Source organism: uncultured Campylobacter sp. (genome assembly GCF_938045625.1).
Lineage (GTDB): Bacteria > Campylobacterota > Campylobacteria > Campylobacterales > Campylobacteraceae > Campylobacter_A.
Window position 1 is genome coordinate 1 of sequence record NZ_CALIAV010000050.1, and the last position, 16,550, is coordinate 16,550.

The 16,550-nt window shown below is 46.3% G+C and carries 21 protein-coding genes and 1 other RNA gene; 17 read left to right on the forward strand and 5 right to left on the reverse strand.

Annotated elements, in window-relative coordinates; genetic code table 11:
* From hemC to rnpB, 12 genes are all read left to right on the forward strand, one after another.
* A partial coding sequence (gene hemC / locus Q0386_RS04785; RefSeq protein ID WP_299027827.1) for a hydroxymethylbilane synthase occupies positions 1-921 on the forward strand: 921 nt, incomplete at its 5' end.
* Positions 918-1,640, forward strand: a complete 723-nt coding sequence (locus Q0386_RS04790) for a hypothetical protein (RefSeq protein WP_299027831.1) — start codon at positions 918-920, stop codon at positions 1,638-1,640. The genes hemC and Q0386_RS04790, both read left to right, overlap by 4 nt.
* 281 nt (positions 1,641-1,921) lie before the next feature.
* Positions 1,922-3,730 carry a menaquinone biosynthesis decarboxylase gene (locus Q0386_RS04795; RefSeq protein WP_299027835.1) on the forward strand — a complete coding sequence of 603 codons (1,809 nt, stop codon included), beginning with the start codon at positions 1,922-1,924 and terminating at the stop codon, positions 3,728-3,730.
* Positions 3,731-3,830: 100 nt separating this feature from the next.
* A complete protein-coding gene (locus Q0386_RS04800) occupies positions 3,831-4,664 on the forward strand; it encodes a thiamine-phosphate kinase (RefSeq protein WP_299027838.1) in 834 nt (277 codons plus the stop codon).
* Complete coding sequence (truD, locus tag Q0386_RS04805; RefSeq protein ID WP_299027841.1) at positions 4,642-5,766, forward strand: tRNA pseudouridine(13) synthase TruD; 1,125 nt, start codon at positions 4,642-4,644, stop codon at positions 5,764-5,766. Before Q0386_RS04800 ends, truD begins: the two co-directional genes overlap by 23 nt.
* 358 nt (positions 5,767-6,124) lie before the next feature.
* Complete coding sequence (locus Q0386_RS04810; protein ID WP_297937141.1) at positions 6,125-6,763, forward strand: nucleoside recognition domain-containing protein; 639 nt, start codon at positions 6,125-6,127, stop codon at positions 6,761-6,763.
* Positions 6,760-7,224 carry a YjiG family protein gene (locus Q0386_RS04815; RefSeq protein WP_002950687.1) on the forward strand — a complete coding sequence of 155 codons (465 nt, stop codon included), beginning with the start codon at positions 6,760-6,762 and terminating at the stop codon, positions 7,222-7,224. Before Q0386_RS04810 ends, Q0386_RS04815 begins: the two co-directional genes overlap by 4 nt.
* A gap of 10 nt (positions 7,225-7,234) precedes the next feature.
* Positions 7,235-8,353 (forward strand): M20/M25/M40 family metallo-hydrolase, encoded by a 1,119-nt coding sequence (locus tag Q0386_RS04820; protein ID WP_299027846.1) that lies wholly within the window; start codon positions 7,235-7,237, stop codon positions 8,351-8,353.
* A gap of 213 nt (positions 8,354-8,566) precedes the next feature.
* On the forward strand, positions 8,567-8,953 hold the full coding sequence (locus Q0386_RS04825; RefSeq protein WP_299027850.1) for a hypothetical protein: 387 nt from the start codon (positions 8,567-8,569) through the stop codon (positions 8,951-8,953).
* Positions 8,954-9,050: 97 nt separating this feature from the next.
* Complete coding sequence (locus Q0386_RS04830; RefSeq protein ID WP_299027854.1) at positions 9,051-9,242, forward strand: hypothetical protein; 192 nt, start codon at positions 9,051-9,053, stop codon at positions 9,240-9,242.
* Between the two features lie 389 nt (positions 9,243-9,631).
* Positions 9,632-9,841 carry an alkylphosphonate utilization protein gene (locus tag Q0386_RS04835; protein ID WP_185898507.1) on the forward strand — a complete coding sequence of 70 codons (210 nt, stop codon included), beginning with the start codon at positions 9,632-9,634 and terminating at the stop codon, positions 9,839-9,841.
* A gap of 136 nt (positions 9,842-9,977) precedes the next feature.
* Positions 9,978-10,303: RNase P RNA component class A (gene rnpB / locus Q0386_RS04840), an RNA gene on the forward strand.
* A gap of 235 nt (positions 10,304-10,538) precedes the next feature.
* Here rnpB and Q0386_RS04845 read toward each other — a convergent pair.
* The 5 genes from Q0386_RS04845 to Q0386_RS04865 all read right to left on the reverse strand — a co-directional run bounded on the left by Q0386_RS04845 (position 10,539) and on the right by Q0386_RS04865 (position 13,742).
* A complete protein-coding gene (locus Q0386_RS04845; protein ID WP_299027857.1) occupies positions 10,539-10,955 on the reverse strand; it encodes a hypothetical protein in 417 nt (138 codons plus the stop codon).
* 72 nt (positions 10,956-11,027) lie between these two features.
* A complete protein-coding gene (locus Q0386_RS04850; protein WP_299027859.1) occupies positions 11,028-11,246 on the reverse strand; it encodes a hypothetical protein in 219 nt (72 codons plus the stop codon).
* Positions 11,233-11,625, reverse strand: coding sequence for a flagellar export chaperone FliS (gene fliS / locus Q0386_RS04855; RefSeq protein WP_299027862.1), 393 nt, complete (start codon positions 11,623-11,625; stop codon positions 11,233-11,235). Before fliS ends, Q0386_RS04850 begins: the two co-directional genes overlap by 14 nt.
* Before the next feature lie 10 nt (positions 11,626-11,635).
* Positions 11,636-13,369, reverse strand: coding sequence for a flagellar filament capping protein FliD (gene fliD, locus Q0386_RS04860; RefSeq protein WP_299027865.1), 1,734 nt, complete (start codon positions 13,367-13,369; stop codon positions 11,636-11,638).
* Position 13,370: 1 nt separating this feature from the next.
* Positions 13,371-13,742 (reverse strand): FlaG family protein, encoded by a 372-nt coding sequence (locus Q0386_RS04865; protein ID WP_009495999.1) that lies wholly within the window; start codon positions 13,740-13,742, stop codon positions 13,371-13,373.
* A 148-nt stretch (positions 13,743-13,890) separates the two neighbouring features.
* Between Q0386_RS04865 and Q0386_RS04870 the strand changes: the two genes are divergently transcribed.
* The 5 genes from Q0386_RS04870 to Q0386_RS04890 all read left to right on the forward strand — a co-directional run bounded on the left by Q0386_RS04870 (position 13,891) and on the right by Q0386_RS04890 (position 16,536).
* The gene (locus Q0386_RS04870) at positions 13,891-14,277 is read left to right on the forward strand and encodes a hypothetical protein (protein WP_299027869.1); all 387 of its coding nucleotides are present in this window, start codon (positions 13,891-13,893) and stop codon (positions 14,275-14,277) included.
* Entirely contained in the window at positions 14,274-14,840 is a 567-nt protein-coding gene (gene rsmD, locus Q0386_RS04875; RefSeq protein ID WP_299027873.1) for a 16S rRNA (guanine(966)-N(2))-methyltransferase RsmD, read from the forward strand. Before Q0386_RS04870 ends, rsmD begins: the two co-directional genes overlap by 4 nt.
* A 66-nt stretch (positions 14,841-14,906) precedes the next feature.
* The gene (locus Q0386_RS04880; RefSeq protein WP_299027876.1) at positions 14,907-15,968 is read left to right on the forward strand and encodes a flagellar basal body P-ring protein FlgI; all 1,062 of its coding nucleotides are present in this window, start codon (positions 14,907-14,909) and stop codon (positions 15,966-15,968) included.
* Positions 15,968-16,279 carry a rod-binding protein gene (locus tag Q0386_RS04885; protein WP_299027879.1) on the forward strand — a complete coding sequence of 104 codons (312 nt, stop codon included), beginning with the start codon at positions 15,968-15,970 and terminating at the stop codon, positions 16,277-16,279. The genes Q0386_RS04880 and Q0386_RS04885 overlap by 1 nt, the downstream gene beginning before the upstream one ends.
* 53 nt (positions 16,280-16,332) lie before the next feature.
* The gene (locus tag Q0386_RS04890; protein WP_002953309.1) at positions 16,333-16,536 is read left to right on the forward strand and encodes a flagellar biosynthesis anti-sigma factor FlgM; all 204 of its coding nucleotides are present in this window, start codon (positions 16,333-16,335) and stop codon (positions 16,534-16,536) included.
* Positions 16,537-16,550 lie beyond the last annotated feature (14 nt).

The window sequence follows — 16,550 nt, forward strand, 5'->3', positions numbered from 1 at the left end:
ATCGCAACAAGAAAAAGCGTGCTGGCTATGTGGCAAAGCGAGCATATCAGGGATAAAATTCTAGCCCGCTACCCGGAGCTTGCAGTCGAGCTAACGGGCATGAAAACCAAAGGTGACGTGATCCTAGATACCCCGCTAGCAAAGATCGGCGGCAAGGGGCTGTTTACAAAAGAGCTGGAAGATAGTATGCTAAGCGGCGAAACGCACATCGCCGTGCATAGTCTAAAAGACGTGCCTGTCGTTTTTCCAGAGGGGCTGGTGCTGGCCGCGATCTGCTCGCGCGAGGACGTGAGGGACGCGATGCTAAGCGAAAAATGCGCTAAATTTGAGGATCTGCCCGTGGGCGCGCGCGTGGGTACGACGAGCCTGCGCCGCAAAATGCAGCTTTTGGCGATGCGTCCGGACCTTGAGATAATCTCGCTACGAGGCAACGTCCAAACTCGTTTGCGCAAGCTAAAAGAGGGCGAATTTGACGCGATTATCCTAGCGATGGCGGGCGTGAACCGCTTAAATTTACTCTTCGAAGTCGCGCATATAGTGCCGTTTGAGCTAGATCAGATGGTGCCCGCGATGGGGCAAGGGGCGCTTGGTATCGAGGCTAGAGATGACGCTGAAATTTTAAATTTGATAGAGTTTTTAAAAGATGAAAAGGCCGTCATTGAAACAACTGTGGAGCGTGATTTCGTCGCGATGCTAGAGGGCGGCTGCCAGGTGCCTATCGGCGTAAATGCAAATTTAAACGGCGATAAGATCGAGATACGCGCGGTCGTGGGACTGCCGGACGGTAGCGAGAGCATACGCGAAAACATCGTCGCGCAAAAAAGCGAGTGGAAAAGCGTGGGCGCCGAGCTTGGACGGATATTTATCGGCAGGGGCGCAAAAGAGCTGCTAAAACGCGCCGAGGAGATGGCGAACATATGAGAAAAGCGCTTATTTTAGTGTTCTTGACGTCCGCGCTTTTTGCACAGGTAGATTTAGAGCTTATTTATTCGCTATTTATCGATAAAAATTTCGATAAAAACGCCTATTTTAAAGGCGAGATGCGAGATCGCCTAAAAAATAATTTTTACTCGCCCGACAAATTTGACGAAATCAAAGTCGCCAAACTCGGCTACAGCAGCGAATTTAGCGGGATATTTCGCGTTTGGCTCGCTTCTAAAAACGGCGCATCCCTTGATCTATACATTTTTGCTAAAAAAGACGGTATTTATGCGCTTAGATCTCTCGCTCAAACTGGCATTATAGAGGCGATGATAAGGGGCTATGAGACTGCGAGCGAGGCGGAAAAGGCGCAACTTAGAGCAATGGGCGGGGATATAGAAAATTTAAGGCTGATTTTGGCAAGCGATAATGCATTGCTAAAATTCGGACGCGAAAACGAGGCGAAATTTGAAGAGCTGTTTGCGCTATATCAAAAGGACGAAGCGGCGGCAAACGAAGCCGTAAAGCGATTACACCTATCTCATGCGGCGTACGACGGCGGGGTTTTTGAGCTTATTATCGGCGGCGTAACGGATAACGTAGTGGGTTTTATGCGCGTGGAAAACGAACCCGATCTGCCGCAGATGAGTCCGAGCGAGTTTATAATGCTAGAACGGCTCTCTCCAAACTCAAAATGGTATCTTTTTAAGACGACTTAGACCGATGGAGGCAACCCTAGCCGATTTTCACTTTTTGCTTGCCTTAACGCTGCAAATTTAGCGCCATGCGCTTTTGGTTAGAGGTTGTAAGAGATCAAATTTTTGCTAAGTCGGCGTTAAATTAGCGTATCCGCCAAAACCGATAATTTTTACGATTTTACTAATTTTTCGGCAGTTAAAGTTGTGTTTTTGGCTCAAAATGTTTACAAATTTGACTCAAACGCAGCCAAAATTTTAGCTTCAAAAACGGCTTGTTCGGATATAAATTATTAAGGAAAAATATGGACTACATCAAGCTTCTAAAAGATAATGGCCTGCTGCGCGTCATAGATGAGCCCGCGGATATCGATCTGGAGATCGCTCACGCGAGCTACATCGAGGTCAAGCGCGAAAACTCGCAGGCGCTGCTTTTTACAAATCCTGTCTGTAAAAAAACCGGACGCAAATTTGCCCCCGTGCTAACAAACATCTACGGCTCAAAGCGCGCTTTAGAGCTTATTTTTGGACGCGAGCCAGACGAGATCGCAAGCGAGATCGAGCGGCTTTTAAAACCTAAAAAGCCTAAAAGCTTTGGCGAAAAGCTAAATTTTGCCGCGTATTTGTTTGAGATGAGAAAAATTTTCACGAAAAGATTAAAAGGCGAGGGCGAGTGCCAGCAGGTCAAATTCATGGGCGATGACGTCGATCTATTCTCGCTTCCCGTGCTAAAAACGTGGCCGCTTGACGGAGGCGCCTTTATCACGATGGGGCAGGTTTACACGCAGAGTTTAGACGGCGAGCTGCAAAACGTCGGCATGTACCGACTGCAAATTTACGATAAAAATCGCCTCGGCATGCACTGGCAGATCCACAAAGACGGCGCGAATTTCTTTAACGAATACAAGCGCGCTGGCCGCAAGATGCCCGTATCCGTGGCAATAGGGGGCGATCCGCTCTACATCTGGTGCGGTCAGGCGCCGCTACCAAAAGGCGTGTTTGAGCTACTGCTTTACGGCTTTATCCGCAAAGAGCCGGCCAAACTCGTAAAGTCGCTGACGAATGAAATTTACGTTCCGCACGACGCGGATTATGTGATCGAGGGCTTTGTAGATGCGGATAAATTTGAGCTCGAGGGGCCGTTTGGCGATCACACGGGCTTTTATACGCCGGTGGAGCCGTTTCCGGTGATGGAGATCACGGCGATAACTAGCAAGCGCGAGCCCCTGTTTCACGCGACCGTGGTCGGCAAGCCGCCGCTTGAGGATAAGTACATGGGCTGGGCGACCGAGCGCATTTTCTTGCCGCTTTTGCGTACGACGGTGCCGGAGCTTCTGGACTACAACATGCCTGAAAACGGCGTCTTTCATAACCTGATCCTAGCTAAACTTAACGCCCTTTATCCGGCGCACGCAAAGCAGGCGATGCACGCGTTTTGGGGCGTGGGGCAGATGAGCTTCGTCAAACACGCGGTTTTCGTCGGCGAGGATGCGCCAAATTTGAGCGATTATGACGCGCTTACGGAGCATATTTTAAACCGCTTCGGCGACAAAAGCCTGCTAATCAGCGAGGGCGTGTGCGACCAGCTCGATCACGCGAGCCCAAATTCTTGCTTTGGCGGTAAGCTCGGAATCGACGCGACGCAGGATTTTTCTACGCCTGCGCCTACGCTTTTGGATGATGCCGCGCTGCTGGCTAAATTTAAAGAAGTAGAGCCAAATTTAACGCAGCTAGCGCAGTTTAAAACAAACACCAAAACGCCGATTTGCGTCGTCAAATTTGATAAAAACCGCCTCGTAAAAGAGGTTTTTGATGAGCTTTTGAAATTTAAAGAGTACTTTAAACTACTTGCTTTCGTAGGTTGCGAAAACCGCCTGGAAAATCCGTATATGCTGCTTTGGCGAGTGACAAATAACATCGACGCTCTGCGCGATATCTACGTGCGTGAGGGCGCGGTCTGCATCGACGCCACCGCAAAAGGCGAGGCCGAGGGCTATACGCGCGGCTGGCCGCTGCAAACCGACTGCGACCGCGAAGTCATAGTTGATCTCGTTAGGCGCGGCATAGTAAAAGACGAACCAGGGCTGTTTAGCAAATTTGAGATTTTCGGATAGATTTTAAACTCGGCAAATTTGAGAGGTTAAATTTGCCAAGCCGCCTAAATAAATTCGTTTTTCAAGCGCCTTTTTAGCCCGAATTTTATAAAATCGCAAAATGGATAAAGAACGCCTAATAATCGATAAATTTAGCAACTCCTTCATCGGCGACGATGGTGCTGTAGTGGCGCATGAGCGTGGAGAGTGGGTGTATAGTAAGGATCTTTTTTGCGAGGGGACGCACTTCCTGGCAGGCTGGCTTAGTATGGAGGAGATCGCGCGCAAGGCGATGCTGGTAAATCTCTCCGATGCCGTCGCGATGAACGCCGAGCCTAAATTTGCGCTTCTTGGACTTGGGTTGCCCAAAAACACGAGCGCGGCGCAGATCTCGGCTTTGCGTAAAGGATTTGCGGACGTTTGCGACGAGTACGGCGTGACTATCATCGGCGGCGACACGATCGGCAGCGATAAAATTTTACTTAGCGTTACCGTTATCTCGCGGCTTTGCGGCAAGGCGGTATTACGAAGCGGAGCGAAAAAGGGCGATCTGGTTGCTTTTACGGGTGAGCTTGGAGGCAGTCTAAAAGGGCTTAGGACGCTTTTAAACGGCGGACGGGTCGCGTCAAATTCTCGTTTTAAAAGGCCTGTTTTAAAGGATAAATTTTTCTACGCCGCAGCGGATAAGATAAACGCCGCCATGGACGTCTCAGACGGGCTTGGCGCAGATCTGGCCAAGCTTTGCGCACAGAGTCGTTGCGGGGCGAAATTTAGCAAACGGCTAAGCAAACGCGAGCTAAATAGCGGCGAGGAATACGAGATTTTATTTACGTTTAGTCCGAAAAACTGCGCCAAAATCTTAAGCCTAGCTCGCAAAACCCGCACGAAAATCACGATCTTTGCCAAAATCACGAAAGGAAAATTTAAAAGCAATGCAAGAAACCACCATTTTTAAGCCTCTTTACGCGCTCACTCACGCGCCCATTAACGCGTATTTTAGTAAAAACTCGGACGATTTTGTGGTGCGCGAGATCCCGCTTTACGCATTTAGCGGGCAGGGCGAGCACCTGATAATCGAAATTTGCAAAAAAGATATGACGACGCAGGAGGCCTTGCATGCGCTAAGCGAAATAAGCGGCGTAAAGATGCGGGATTTTGGCTACGCGGGGCTAAAAGACAAGCAAGGCATGACGACGCAGTTTATCTCGATGCCGCGTAAATTTGAGGCGGCTCTTGCAAATTTTAGCCACGAAAAGATGAAAATTTTAAGCCTCGCCGCGCACGATAATAAGCTTCGTATCGGGCATTTAAGGGGCAATAGTTTTTTCATCCGCCTAAAAAAAGTGATGCCTAGCGAAGCGGCAAAGCTGGAACAAGCCGTGCGAAACGTGGGTGAGACGGGCTATGCTAACTACTTTGGCTATCAGCGCTTCGGCAAATACGGCGATAACGCGCAAAGCGGGCTGGAGCTGCTAAAATCTGGCACCGTAAACGGCAAAAAGAGCAAAAATCCAAAGCTAAACGACTTTTTGATCTCGGCATATCAAAGCGATCTTTTTAACCGCTGGCTTAGCAAGCGCGTTGAAATTTCGAGATTTGCGCAGGATTTTAGCCTAGGCGAGCTAGCTCAAATTTACCCGTATCTGGGCGGCGAAAATTTGAAAAAATTAAAATCGCAAAAGAGATTCTTTAAGCTTATTGAGGGCGAAGTTTTGGGGCATTACCCGCACGGCAAGTGCTTTTTATGCGAGGATTTGGACGCGGAGGGCGCGCGCTTTGACGTTAGGGATATCACTAGCTGCGGACTGATCGCGGGCGCGAAGGCGTATGAGGCGCAGGGCGCGGCGAGAATGGTCGAGGATCAAATTTTCGCGCAGGCAAATGAATATAAAGCTAAAATGACGGGATCTAGGCGCTTTGCGTGGTGCTATTTGGAGGACGCGAGCTATAAATACAACGAGGAAAAGGCGCACTTTACGATAAATTTCACGCTACAAAAAGGCAGCTACGCGACGGTGGTGCTGGAGGAAATCTTACACAAAAATATTTTTGAATGATTTAGAATAAGCGGCTCGTCTCTCGCTATTTTAAATGATTTTTGCTTCGCTCTGCTCGCAACTGCAAGCAGAATGTAAATTTCACCATGTTTAAATTTGACTAGATGAGCCGCTTGCCTTGTTTTTGTCAAATTTCAACTCTATCGCCAGCCTGCCTCATGCCTCGCGCTCGTATTATTAAAGCTACAAATTTATGATTATTTTTATTAAATTTGATTGTTTTTAAATCAAAGTATCTAAAAGTAACATTAACTAAAATAACTAAATATTATTCATTATCTTAATCTCCTTTTTACTCACTCCTAAGGTTCGCGACTGTATATTACCTATGTATTTACTTTATTTTTAAGGAGGCTTTATGCAAGAGGCAAACGACGGCAAAAAGCTAGCGATCGGCACCGTTGCCTTGATCCTAGCTATCGTCTTTTTTGGCGGTTTCTTAAAGGATGTCGCAGGCGGTATCTTTGATTTCGGTAAGTTAACCGGTCAGTTCCCGGAGTGGTTTAAAACCGCAGGCGGCACAAGCGCAAAGGGTGGTTTTATATTTGCGCTTAGCCTAGTTCCAGCGATCATGCTCGCTCTTGGGTTTGTTGCGATATTTGAGAGATATTACGCGCTTTACGCAGCTTCACGTTGGCTAACTCCCGTGCTAAAGCCTCTCATCGGTATCCCGGGCTGCTGCTCGATCTCGCTCATAGCTAGTACGCAAAGCACCGACGCAGGTAGCTCTACGGCTAAATTTTTACGCCAAGACGGCAAGATCACTCACAAAGAGCTTTTGATATTTGCCGCGTTTCAGTTTAGCGCAGGTGCGATGATCACGAATTTCCTAGCGTCTTTCGCTCCGTTGCTCACGGTAGCTGATAAAAATGGAGCCCTAGCGCCTATATCTATCGCGGCAGGCTTGGGAATTATTTTGGTGTTTAAGGTATTTGGGGCAAATTTGATGAGACTTTACGTCAAAAAATTCGTAAAAGACGGGGAGACTGAAGTATGAGCGAGCAAGCTAATAATAAATTATTAACCGATGTTTTCGTAGAAGGCGCTAGAAAGGGCTGGGATATCGCCGTTCACAACACTATCCCAAACGTCCTTATGGCTTTTGTGATCATCCACATCCTAAAGGTTTCTGGCGCGCTTGATATCATAGGCAAGTATCTTGGCTTCGTTATGCTGCCGCTTGGGCTTCCTGGCGAGTCGATAGCGGTTATCATGGCGGCGTTTCTTAGCTGGGGCGGGTCTGCGGGTGTGCTAGTGGCGCTAGTTCAGGGCGGCACCCTAACGGCTCCCGATATCGCAGTACTGATCCCTGGCATGGCGCTTGTAGGCTCTACGGTGCAGTATATGGGACGCGTACTAGGCGTGCTGGGCATCCCTGGTAAGCACTACTTGGTGCTATTTGGCATATGTATCCTAAATGCCTATCTGGCGATGTTTGTCATGAGCCTCATCGTATAAAGGACTATCTATGAAACAAGAGGAGCTAAAACAATATCTAGCCGAGCTAAAGGAGCTAACAGATATCGAGAGTCCGACGGCTAGCGTAGATGGCGTAAACAGCGTCGCAAAGTGGTTTATGAATAAAGCAGAAACGCTGGGCCTAAAGCACGAAAAGGTCGCTCTCGGAACCGATAAGGTCGCTGACTGCCTGCTCATCTCAAACAACCCGAACGCGGCGAAATTTGACGTGCTTTTCGTCGCGCATATGGATACGGTTTTTCCCGTTGGTTCGGTGCAAAACACTCCTTTTACCCAAAATGAGGGCAGAGTAAACGCGCTAGGCGTCATCGACGATAAGGGCGGCGCGCTGCTATCACTCTACGTCATCAAGGAGCTTGATCTTAGTAAAATCAACGTCGCTTTGTTTCTAAACTCGCACGAGGAGACGGGATCGAATTTCGCCAAAGAAAAGATCCGCGAATACGCGAGAAAGTCTAAATTTTGCCTCGTGATGGAGCCTGCTCGCGAGGACGGCTCGATGGTGGCGACTAGAAAAGGCGTGATGACCTACGTGATAGATTTTCACGGCGTGGGCGCGCACGCTGGCAACCACCCCGAGCTGGGCCGTTCAGCGGTAGTTGAGGCGGCAAATTTTGTAGTTGAGCTATCAAAGCTGACCGATTTTGCGGCGGGACATACCTTTAACTCCATCATCACAAACGGCGGCACCGCGCACAACGTAGTGCCCGAGTTTGCCAGCGTGACCTGCGAGATGAGGTATAAATTTGCCTCCTCGGTCGAGTTTTTTAACAAAAAGCTGGACGAAATCCTAAGCAAACCGTTCATAAACGGCGTAACTCACAAAAAGACGCTAATCAACGAAGAAGCGCCGATGATAGACGAGCAAAATTTGCCGAGGATCAAAGCGGTCTTTGACGAGGTCGCCAAAGAAACGGGCGCGAAGGTGAGCTGGGTGGACGCCGGCGGTCTAAGCGACGGCAACATCACGGCCTCGGCGGGCTGCCCGACGATCGACGGACTGGGGCCGACTGGCGGAAATATGCACACTAAAAACGAGTATATGGACGCTAGCTCTGTCGTACCAAAATGCAATCTCGTGCTAGACGTCATCAAAAAGCTTATTTAAATTTAATGGCAAAGGGGTCAAATTTTGGCTTCTTTTGCCTTTAAATTTTAAAATTTAAAGTCTTGTTTTGTAGCTAAATTTGGTTCAAATTTAGCTACAAATTTTGCCATAAAATTTAAAAATCAAACTACTAATTTTTAATGCTCCTATGCTATTTTGTGATATAATTTCATTATAAATCTATTTAAGGAAGGCACCATAAAAAAGCTACTTTTGAGTGCCGTGACGATCGGCATTTTGGCTGCTTTTGCTCAGGCAAATCCGCCTGCTGACTACGGCGAAGCGTTAAAAGCTAAGGCACAAGGCAATTATGCAAGCACGGCGGTGCTTTTTAAATCTGCTTGCTACGAGGGCGGCAATGATTCGGCTTGCAAGGAGCTGGGTGAAATCTACGAGAGCGGACGCGGCTCGCAAGTGAATAAAAATACAACCTTGGCCAATGAAGCTTATAATAAGTGCTACGACCTAGACCCCTCTAGAAGCGACTGCTGCTCGGCAGTAGGTAGGGAGGTAAAGCCTAGAAGGATGCTAAAAGCGCCTGAAAGACCAAGGGATAGCGAGGAGATGGTAACTGCCGCAAAAGAGTACCAGGAAGGGTAGCGCCGAGCAGTGTAAAAAGGCTTTTGATTTTTATCAAGAAGACCGCCACAGCGAGAAATTTAAAGCATCGTCAAAGGGTTGCGAACTAGGCAGTGGCGTGCTTTGCGAGGAGGCGGGTCTGGCATACGTGAGAGGTCACGGCGTTCAGCAGGATCAGGGTACTGCCGCCCAGTTTTTCTTAAAAGCTTGTAATGCCAATAACGTATCCGCGTGCGCACGAATAGGCGTCATGGCTAGAGATATGGGTAATGTCGACGCTGCGGCGGAGATACTAGATCAAGCGTGCTAGACGCTTCCGCGAGCTTGCAGGGATATAGCGATGATATATTAAAACGATTCTTATGACCGCAAAGACGAAGAAAAAGCGCGCGCTTTATATAAAAAGGCGTGCGACGGTGGAGATAATATCGGCTGCACCGGACTTCAGCAGATGGGCCAGTAAGGTCATCTAAAGCAAAAGACTGCACAGAGGAATAAATTTGAAGCCGAATTTTATTGGCGCAGTCTTTGATTTCGTCGCGTTTGCGGCGAATTTTGACGGACTTGTTTTTGTCAAATTTCAGCTTATTTGACGGCGGTAAATTTGACGCCTATAACTTGTTTTTTAAATTTAGCGGCTTAGATTTTGCTTTTTGCTTATTTTTTAGTAAAATGAGCGCTAAATTTAAAGGAGAAAATATGCCAAAAGACGCAAACGGTACCGAACTAAACGCCGGAGATAACGTAACTCTAATCAAAGACCTAAAAGTAAAAGGCGCGGGCGCTACGCTAAAGCGCGGAACCATGGTAAAAAACATTAAGCTCACGGACGACGACAAAGAGATCGAAGGCAAAATCGATAAAATGGGCGTCATCGTGCTAAAGACGGAGTTTTTAAAGAAGGCTTAATCTCGTTTATGTTAAGCGCAAATTTGATGCGAGATCGTTAAATTTGCGTGCCTATGAAACTTCGATATACGAGTATTAAAAATCTTAAAATTTGGCCCAAGCTATCCTTAAACCCCAAAAAGCTATAATCGCGCCCAAGGTATGGCAAGTGATTGCTTTTGCGTAGGCAAAAGAGGAAAGTCCGAGCTGCAATAAGACGGAGTTCCATCTAACGGATGGCTGGGGCGACCCAAGGGACAGTGTAACAGAAAGCAAACTGCCGCTTCGGCGGTAAAGGTGAAACGGCGGGGTAAGAGCCCACCAGCGCGGCGTGCAAGCGCGGCGGCTATATAAACCCAACTCGCAGCAAGAAGGGATGGTTTTGAGTCTTATGTCAAACCCTTCGCTAGAGCCAAATTGTAAAATTTGGAGTAGATAAATAATCACTCACGACAGAACTCGGCTTATCGCCATGCCTTTTACTACTTTTATTTCATCAAATTTAGATAGCTTAGATTTTTTAAATTCGTGGGTTTGGTTGTGATAAACCGCTATCTTGACGGCATGTTTTGAGAGGTTTGGGTAAATTTAAGCTGAGGTTTACGGCGAATAGCAGAGTAAAATTTGATCAAATTTGGCGAGGCGGAATCGGGTTTAAATTTGACGGCTACGGACAGGGTTTAAGTTTGAAACGGCGCAAGGCGCGTTTTATTTGATTTTAAATATCCCAAATTTCTAAAATTTGCGGACATAGGGCGCTAATGGCTAGTTTTAATTTGGATTTTTGTTCGTCGTTTGGCTCGTTTATGGTTTCAAATTTTCCAAACATCTCGGCGATATCAAGCCAGCCTGTCATATCCAGATCAAATTTAACCAAATTTGACGCGCAAAGATAACCCGCGTCGTGGTCGTAAAAAGCGACCTTGCCGTCATTTAAGTAGGCTAGCCAAAGATCGCCTGCGCCCGTATCTGCAAAGATATAAAACTCGCGCACTATCTCGCTCTCGCCTTCAAAGACAAATTTCGTTTCATTGTTAAATTTGGCTAATTCATGCTCCTTTAGCACTCTAAAGTCGCCCGCTATCTCCATGCCCAGCTTGTTTCGCAATGCGTCCTTTACGTCTTTTTTTGCCATATTTTTTACCTTTGCGGGATAAAATTTAGAAGGGAATTTGAGATAAAAAGCGCCGTAAATTTGGGAAATTATTTACGACGCTATATATTTTTTTACGTTTTTTAGTTTTTCTAGCTCCTTGCCGAGCTCGGTTCTGTTTTTTTGTATCAAATTTATCGCTGCACCCAGAAGCTCCTGAGCTTGCAGGGCATCCTCTAGGCTGTCAAATTTACTAGGAGTCTCGCCAGCTAGTGCCGCGATAGCCTCCGTGTCATTGCTAGCGACGGCTATTTTTAGCTCATCCAGCCACATCGGCTTGCCCCGCGCCAGTCGTCTCTTTCCATGCTTCAAGCAGCTGTTTGGTTACACTCACGACCTCGTTTAGGCTCTGCTCGTCGTTGTTTATATTTGCCATTGACAGCAGTTGGATCTGCCTCGTATAAAGGCCGCTCAGATAGTGCGCGATGCTACCTTGGTTGTAGTCTAGCGAGTTTAAAAGCTCGATAAAGATGGCATTCGTGCGGTTTATGAAATATACTTTTTTCTCTACGTCGTTATCTTGCATTGCTTTTCTAGCTCTAAAAATAAATCTCAAAACGCCCTCATAAAGCATCTCGATAAGCTTGGTAGGCGACTCGATGCCGCCTACAGTATTTTGCGAATACGCCGCGTGTGCAGTGTTGTATTGCATAAATTTACCTTTATTTTTTATTATATTCGGCTTCGATCATCGATTTTAGCGACGAAAATTCGCTATTTAGCTTACTGATGATCTTGTCGTATGCCAAAAATCGCTCTTCCATCGTGGCGTATTTTGCATCGAGCGACTTTTGCGTTTTTTCTTTTTCCGAGTCCAGCGACTTTTTCTCGTCGATCAGGCTTTGGTTATACTTGGTTAAAGAGCCGTCTTTTGAGTTAATCAGTCTATCTACGGCTTTTTTAGCCGATGCAAATATCCCGTTTACGGTCGTATTTTTCGGCGTTACGGTTGATTCGCTAAAGCCCACGGCGTTTAGCGCCGCTCCAGAACCCTTTATGCTTATCGCCGTACCGTTTGTAGTTTTTAGCGATATGCCGTCTTCGTTTGCGGTTAGCGTCGCTTGTACGCCCGATATTCCGGCGTCGTTTATGGCTTTTAGCAGCGCTAGCGCGTTTTCTTTTGCCGAATTTGACGCAGGCGTAGCGGCTAAATTTATCTTTTTGCCGTTTATCACTAGATCATCGCCACCGATAGTGAGTGCGCCGCTGTCTACCGGTTTTGAGCTAAGAACTTGAGCCGTGCCGTAGGTAGTGCCGCCGGCAAATATTTTTTGGACGCTTTGCAAATCCTCATCTAGTTTTTTGCCGAGTTTTGAGCTATCTAGCTCTAGCAGGCCTTCTTTGTTTAGGCTTAGACCGTAGTCGGCTAAATTTGCCGTCTTTGTTACGTTATCTTTCGTGTAGGTCTGATTGCCGAATAAAATTTTATTTAGCGTCGATTTTATCGTATTTATCTCGCTTACGCCCTGGAAAGTGCCCGATTTTTTAGTGTCCGAATCATAATCGGTAGCGACTTTTAGGTTGTTTACGAGATTATTATACGCCGTTACCATGCTTTGCATGCTTTCTTTTATCGCGCTCGTGTCCTCTTTGACGCTAAAAGTCGTCTTACCAGTATCTTTTAGTTTTATCGTCATTCCTAAATTTAGATCTTTTACCTCGTTGCCGCTTCGTTTTATCGTAATGCCGTTGTAGACGAACTCGGCGTCTTGTGCCGTTGAGATTTTGTTGTTTGCGATATTTGCGCTATCCCAGCCTAATTTTTGCAAAACGTCGTCCGCGCCGGTTAGGGCCGTGCCGTCACTATCGACATTTGTTATCTCTACTTTATTTTCTGCGCCGGTTTCTTTGGACTGCAATATAAGCTGATACGGATCTTCGCCGCCCACTTTCATCGCTTTTGCCGAAACGGCGCCGTTTGTGACCTCGTTGATCTTATCGGCTAGCTCTTCTAGTGTAGTGGAGTTTTTAACCTCGATTTTATAGGTTTGGTCTCCGACTTTTATACCAAAGGTTCCATTTTTGCCGATAAACGAGCTTGAGGTGCCAAATTTGGTACTTTGATAAACGTCTTTTTTAGCTAGTTGTTTAACGTCTATTTCTATATCTTGTACTGCGACGCCCGCACTCACGCTTATATCTGCGCTTTTACCGTCCGAGCTAGTGGTTCTTTTTTGATATGAGCTATCGTCTGCTAGGGCTGAAACCGAGGAACGAAAGGTGCCGATCAGTGTTTTTAGAGCGGTCAGATCTTTTTGCTTTGTCGCATTTGCCGTGATTTTAGCAGTTACGGGTTTTATCTGACCCGCTTCGTCGGCGGCTTTTAGTTTATCTATAACGTCTTGAGTTAGAACTTGGCTTCCAAAGCCTAGTGAAGAAACTTTACCTAGCGCCATTTTAGCTCTCCTTGTCAAATAATACGCCGACGGCTTCTTTAAAATACTCGCTTAGCTTCATTGCCTGTTCGGTCGGGATTTTGCGAATAACTTCGCCCGTTTTCATCTCCATTACGTTTACGTACATCGCGCCTATTTTATCGTTATAGCCAAAGCGTATGCTAGTGCCTAGATCTTCCATTTGTTTATTTAGCTTTTCGGTGGCTTCTTTTACTTCTTTACTTAGCGTTTCGTTGTTTTGCTCGGTTAGATTGCGTGTCGTATCTTGCTGGATCTGCGTCCTTTCGACCTCTCTGGTTTGCGTAGAGCTTTGTGCGTGCGAGCTTGTAGCTACGTTTGCCATCGGCTGGCTTGCTACTTTGAAAATTTCCATATTTTCTCCTTTAAATATTTGCTAGCTTCTATATCGTCAAATTTGTAAATTTTTTTAGCCCAGTTCGGGAAAATTTTTGCTTAATTTAAATTTTCGCATAAATTTGTTAAAATCCAGCCTAAATTAAGGCGAGAAAAAAGGAGAATTCGTGAAAATTTCGTTCGAATGCGACTGTATTTTGCTAGGAGAGTCGCTAAGGCTATTTTTGAGGGATTTTATCTCGCCTAGAAAAGATTGCGACTTTATCGTGGCGGACAAAAAGATAGAGGCCAAAAAGCCCGTTTTCGTGATCACCGAGCATTCGCCGCATCTAAAAATCCCTTTTAGCAAAGAGGCCCTTGTCTCCGCGCTTGAGGAGTTTTACTCGGCGATTCAGTTTTCAGAGCCCATTGCGCCTTCTCGCACGAACGCACCAGCATTTGTTATAAAAGAAGAAGCCGCACCGCAAAATGGCTCAAATTTGGAGCTTGAAGTTTCAAATTTAATAGATAAATTTAAAGAAGAGCTACTCGCGCTTTTAAGGAAAACTCGTTGAAAAATCTCTACGCCACGATTTCAAGCGGTAAATTTAAAGGTAAAAAGCTGCTTTTGCCCTCGCTTCAAACTACAAGAAGCACCAAAAGCATCGTCAAAGGTTCGTTTTTCGACTCGTTTCGTTACGAGCTAGCAGGTAAAATTTTTGTTGAGGCTTTCGGCGGTAGCGCGCTGATGGCTGCAGAAGCGCTAAGTAATGGCGCTGCAAAGGCCTACGCGGTAGAAATCGACAAAAACGCCTATAAAATCGCGCTAAAAAACGCTAAACTTATCGGTGATGAGCTGGAAATCGTAAACGGCGATACTTTTAACACTACTCCCGCCATCGTCGCGAGGCAAAATTTGCCCGTTGTCTTGTATCTTGATCCGCCTTTTGATATCAGAGACGGCTTTGCGGACGTTTATGAAAAGTGCGTAAATTTGGCGAGAAATTTGCCAAAAGATAAAATTTATCTAATCACTTTTGAGCACGCCAGCCATCTAAATTTACCTGAAAACATCGGCGCCTTTTCGCTTTTAAAATCTAAAAAATTCGGAAACACCTCGCTTAGCTACTATTCTTAGATTCTTGCGTCAAATTTGGAATGCTAATTGCTTTTAGTCCTTGAAAATACAAATTTAAGGACGAAAATGAAACTAGCGGCATGCTTGCTAAGCCTTGCTATATCGGCTTTTGCAGCGCAGATAAAAGACATCGCAAACGTTGTTGGCGTGAGGGAAAATCAGCTGATCGGATACGGTCTGGTCGTCGGCCTAAATGGCTCTGGCGACGGTAGTAGCTCGGAGTTTACGATCCAGTCTCTTTCAAATATGCTTCAAAGCGTGAACGTAAAAATAAAGCCCGACGACATCAAATCTAAAAACACCGCCGCGGTAATGGTTATCGCAAAGCTACCGCCGTTTGCTAGGCAGGGTGATAAGCTTGATGTCGTGATCTCATCTATCGGCGACGCAAAGAGCCTTCAGGGCGGAACGCTTTTGATGACTCCGCTTAAGGGTGTGGACGGCGACATTTACGCTCTAGCACAGGGCTCGCTAACCATAGGCGGTAAAACCGCGTCTCGCGGAGGCGGAAGTAAGGGCGGCAACCACGTAACCGCGGGCACGATCCCAAGCGGCGCTATCGTGGAGCGCGAAATAGCTTACGATATCTATAATCAAGAAGCAATATTTTTAAGCCTTAAAGAGTCGAATTTTGATACCGCTTCAAGCATCCAAAGAGCCGTAAATTTAAACGTAGGCGGCGATAGCGCGGTGGCCGTGGACTCTCGAACGATCAGGATCGCTAAGCCAAACGGCGCAAATATGGTCGATTTCGTAGCTAGGGTGTTAAATTTGGATGTGGATTATAAAGCGCTAGATAAGATCGTAATCGACGAGCGCACGGGCACGATAGTAAGTGGTATAAATATCACCGTTGATCCAGTCGTCATCACGCACGGCGACATCACGATAAAGATAGAGCCTAGCTCGTATGACGATATGGCGGCAAATCAGCAAACAATCGATCTGCAAGACGGCGCAGCGGTAGATCCGCTAACTAATATGCTAAAAATCAGCGGCGAAAAAACAACCGTAGCTAGCGTCGCAAGGGCACTAAGTAAGATGGGCGCGACGCCTAGCGATATCATCGCGATAATGGAAAATCTAAAACGCGTCGGCGCTATACATGTAAATTTGGAGATAATATAATGTTAAACATAGACAGTTCGGCGGCTTTAAGCTCCTACAATAAATTTGCCACTAGCTCAATCGAAAATAGGCGTGTAGATAAGCCTCAGAGCGAGCAAGATGCGCTTTTAAAAGAGCAAACCGACGCTTTTGAGGCGTTTTTAGTTAAAAGCGTGCTGGATATCGCGCTAAAAGATGAAAATCCGCTATTTGGCAAAGATGCCGGAGACGAGATCTACCACTCGATGTATAACGACACGATGAGCAAGGCTCTGAGCGGAAATTTAGGCTTTAGCGAACTTTTATTCAATTATTTGAAAGAAAGGGCTTAAGAAATTTCAGAATTTGCCGATTTAGTTTCTAACAAATCTAAAAAGGCTTGAAAATGATAGGAACTTTGGGAGCTAAACTGGGTATGAGCCCTCAGCAAATCACTCGCTCAAACGACGTAAAAAAGAGCGAAAATATGGAAAAAACACAAGGCAAAGAAGAAAGCAAGGTCGCAAAGATAGCCGAGCAGATCGCGAACGGAACATATAAACTAGATATGTCCAAGACTGCAAAAGCCATTGCTGATACGCTTTTATAAGATTTTTTGTCCTT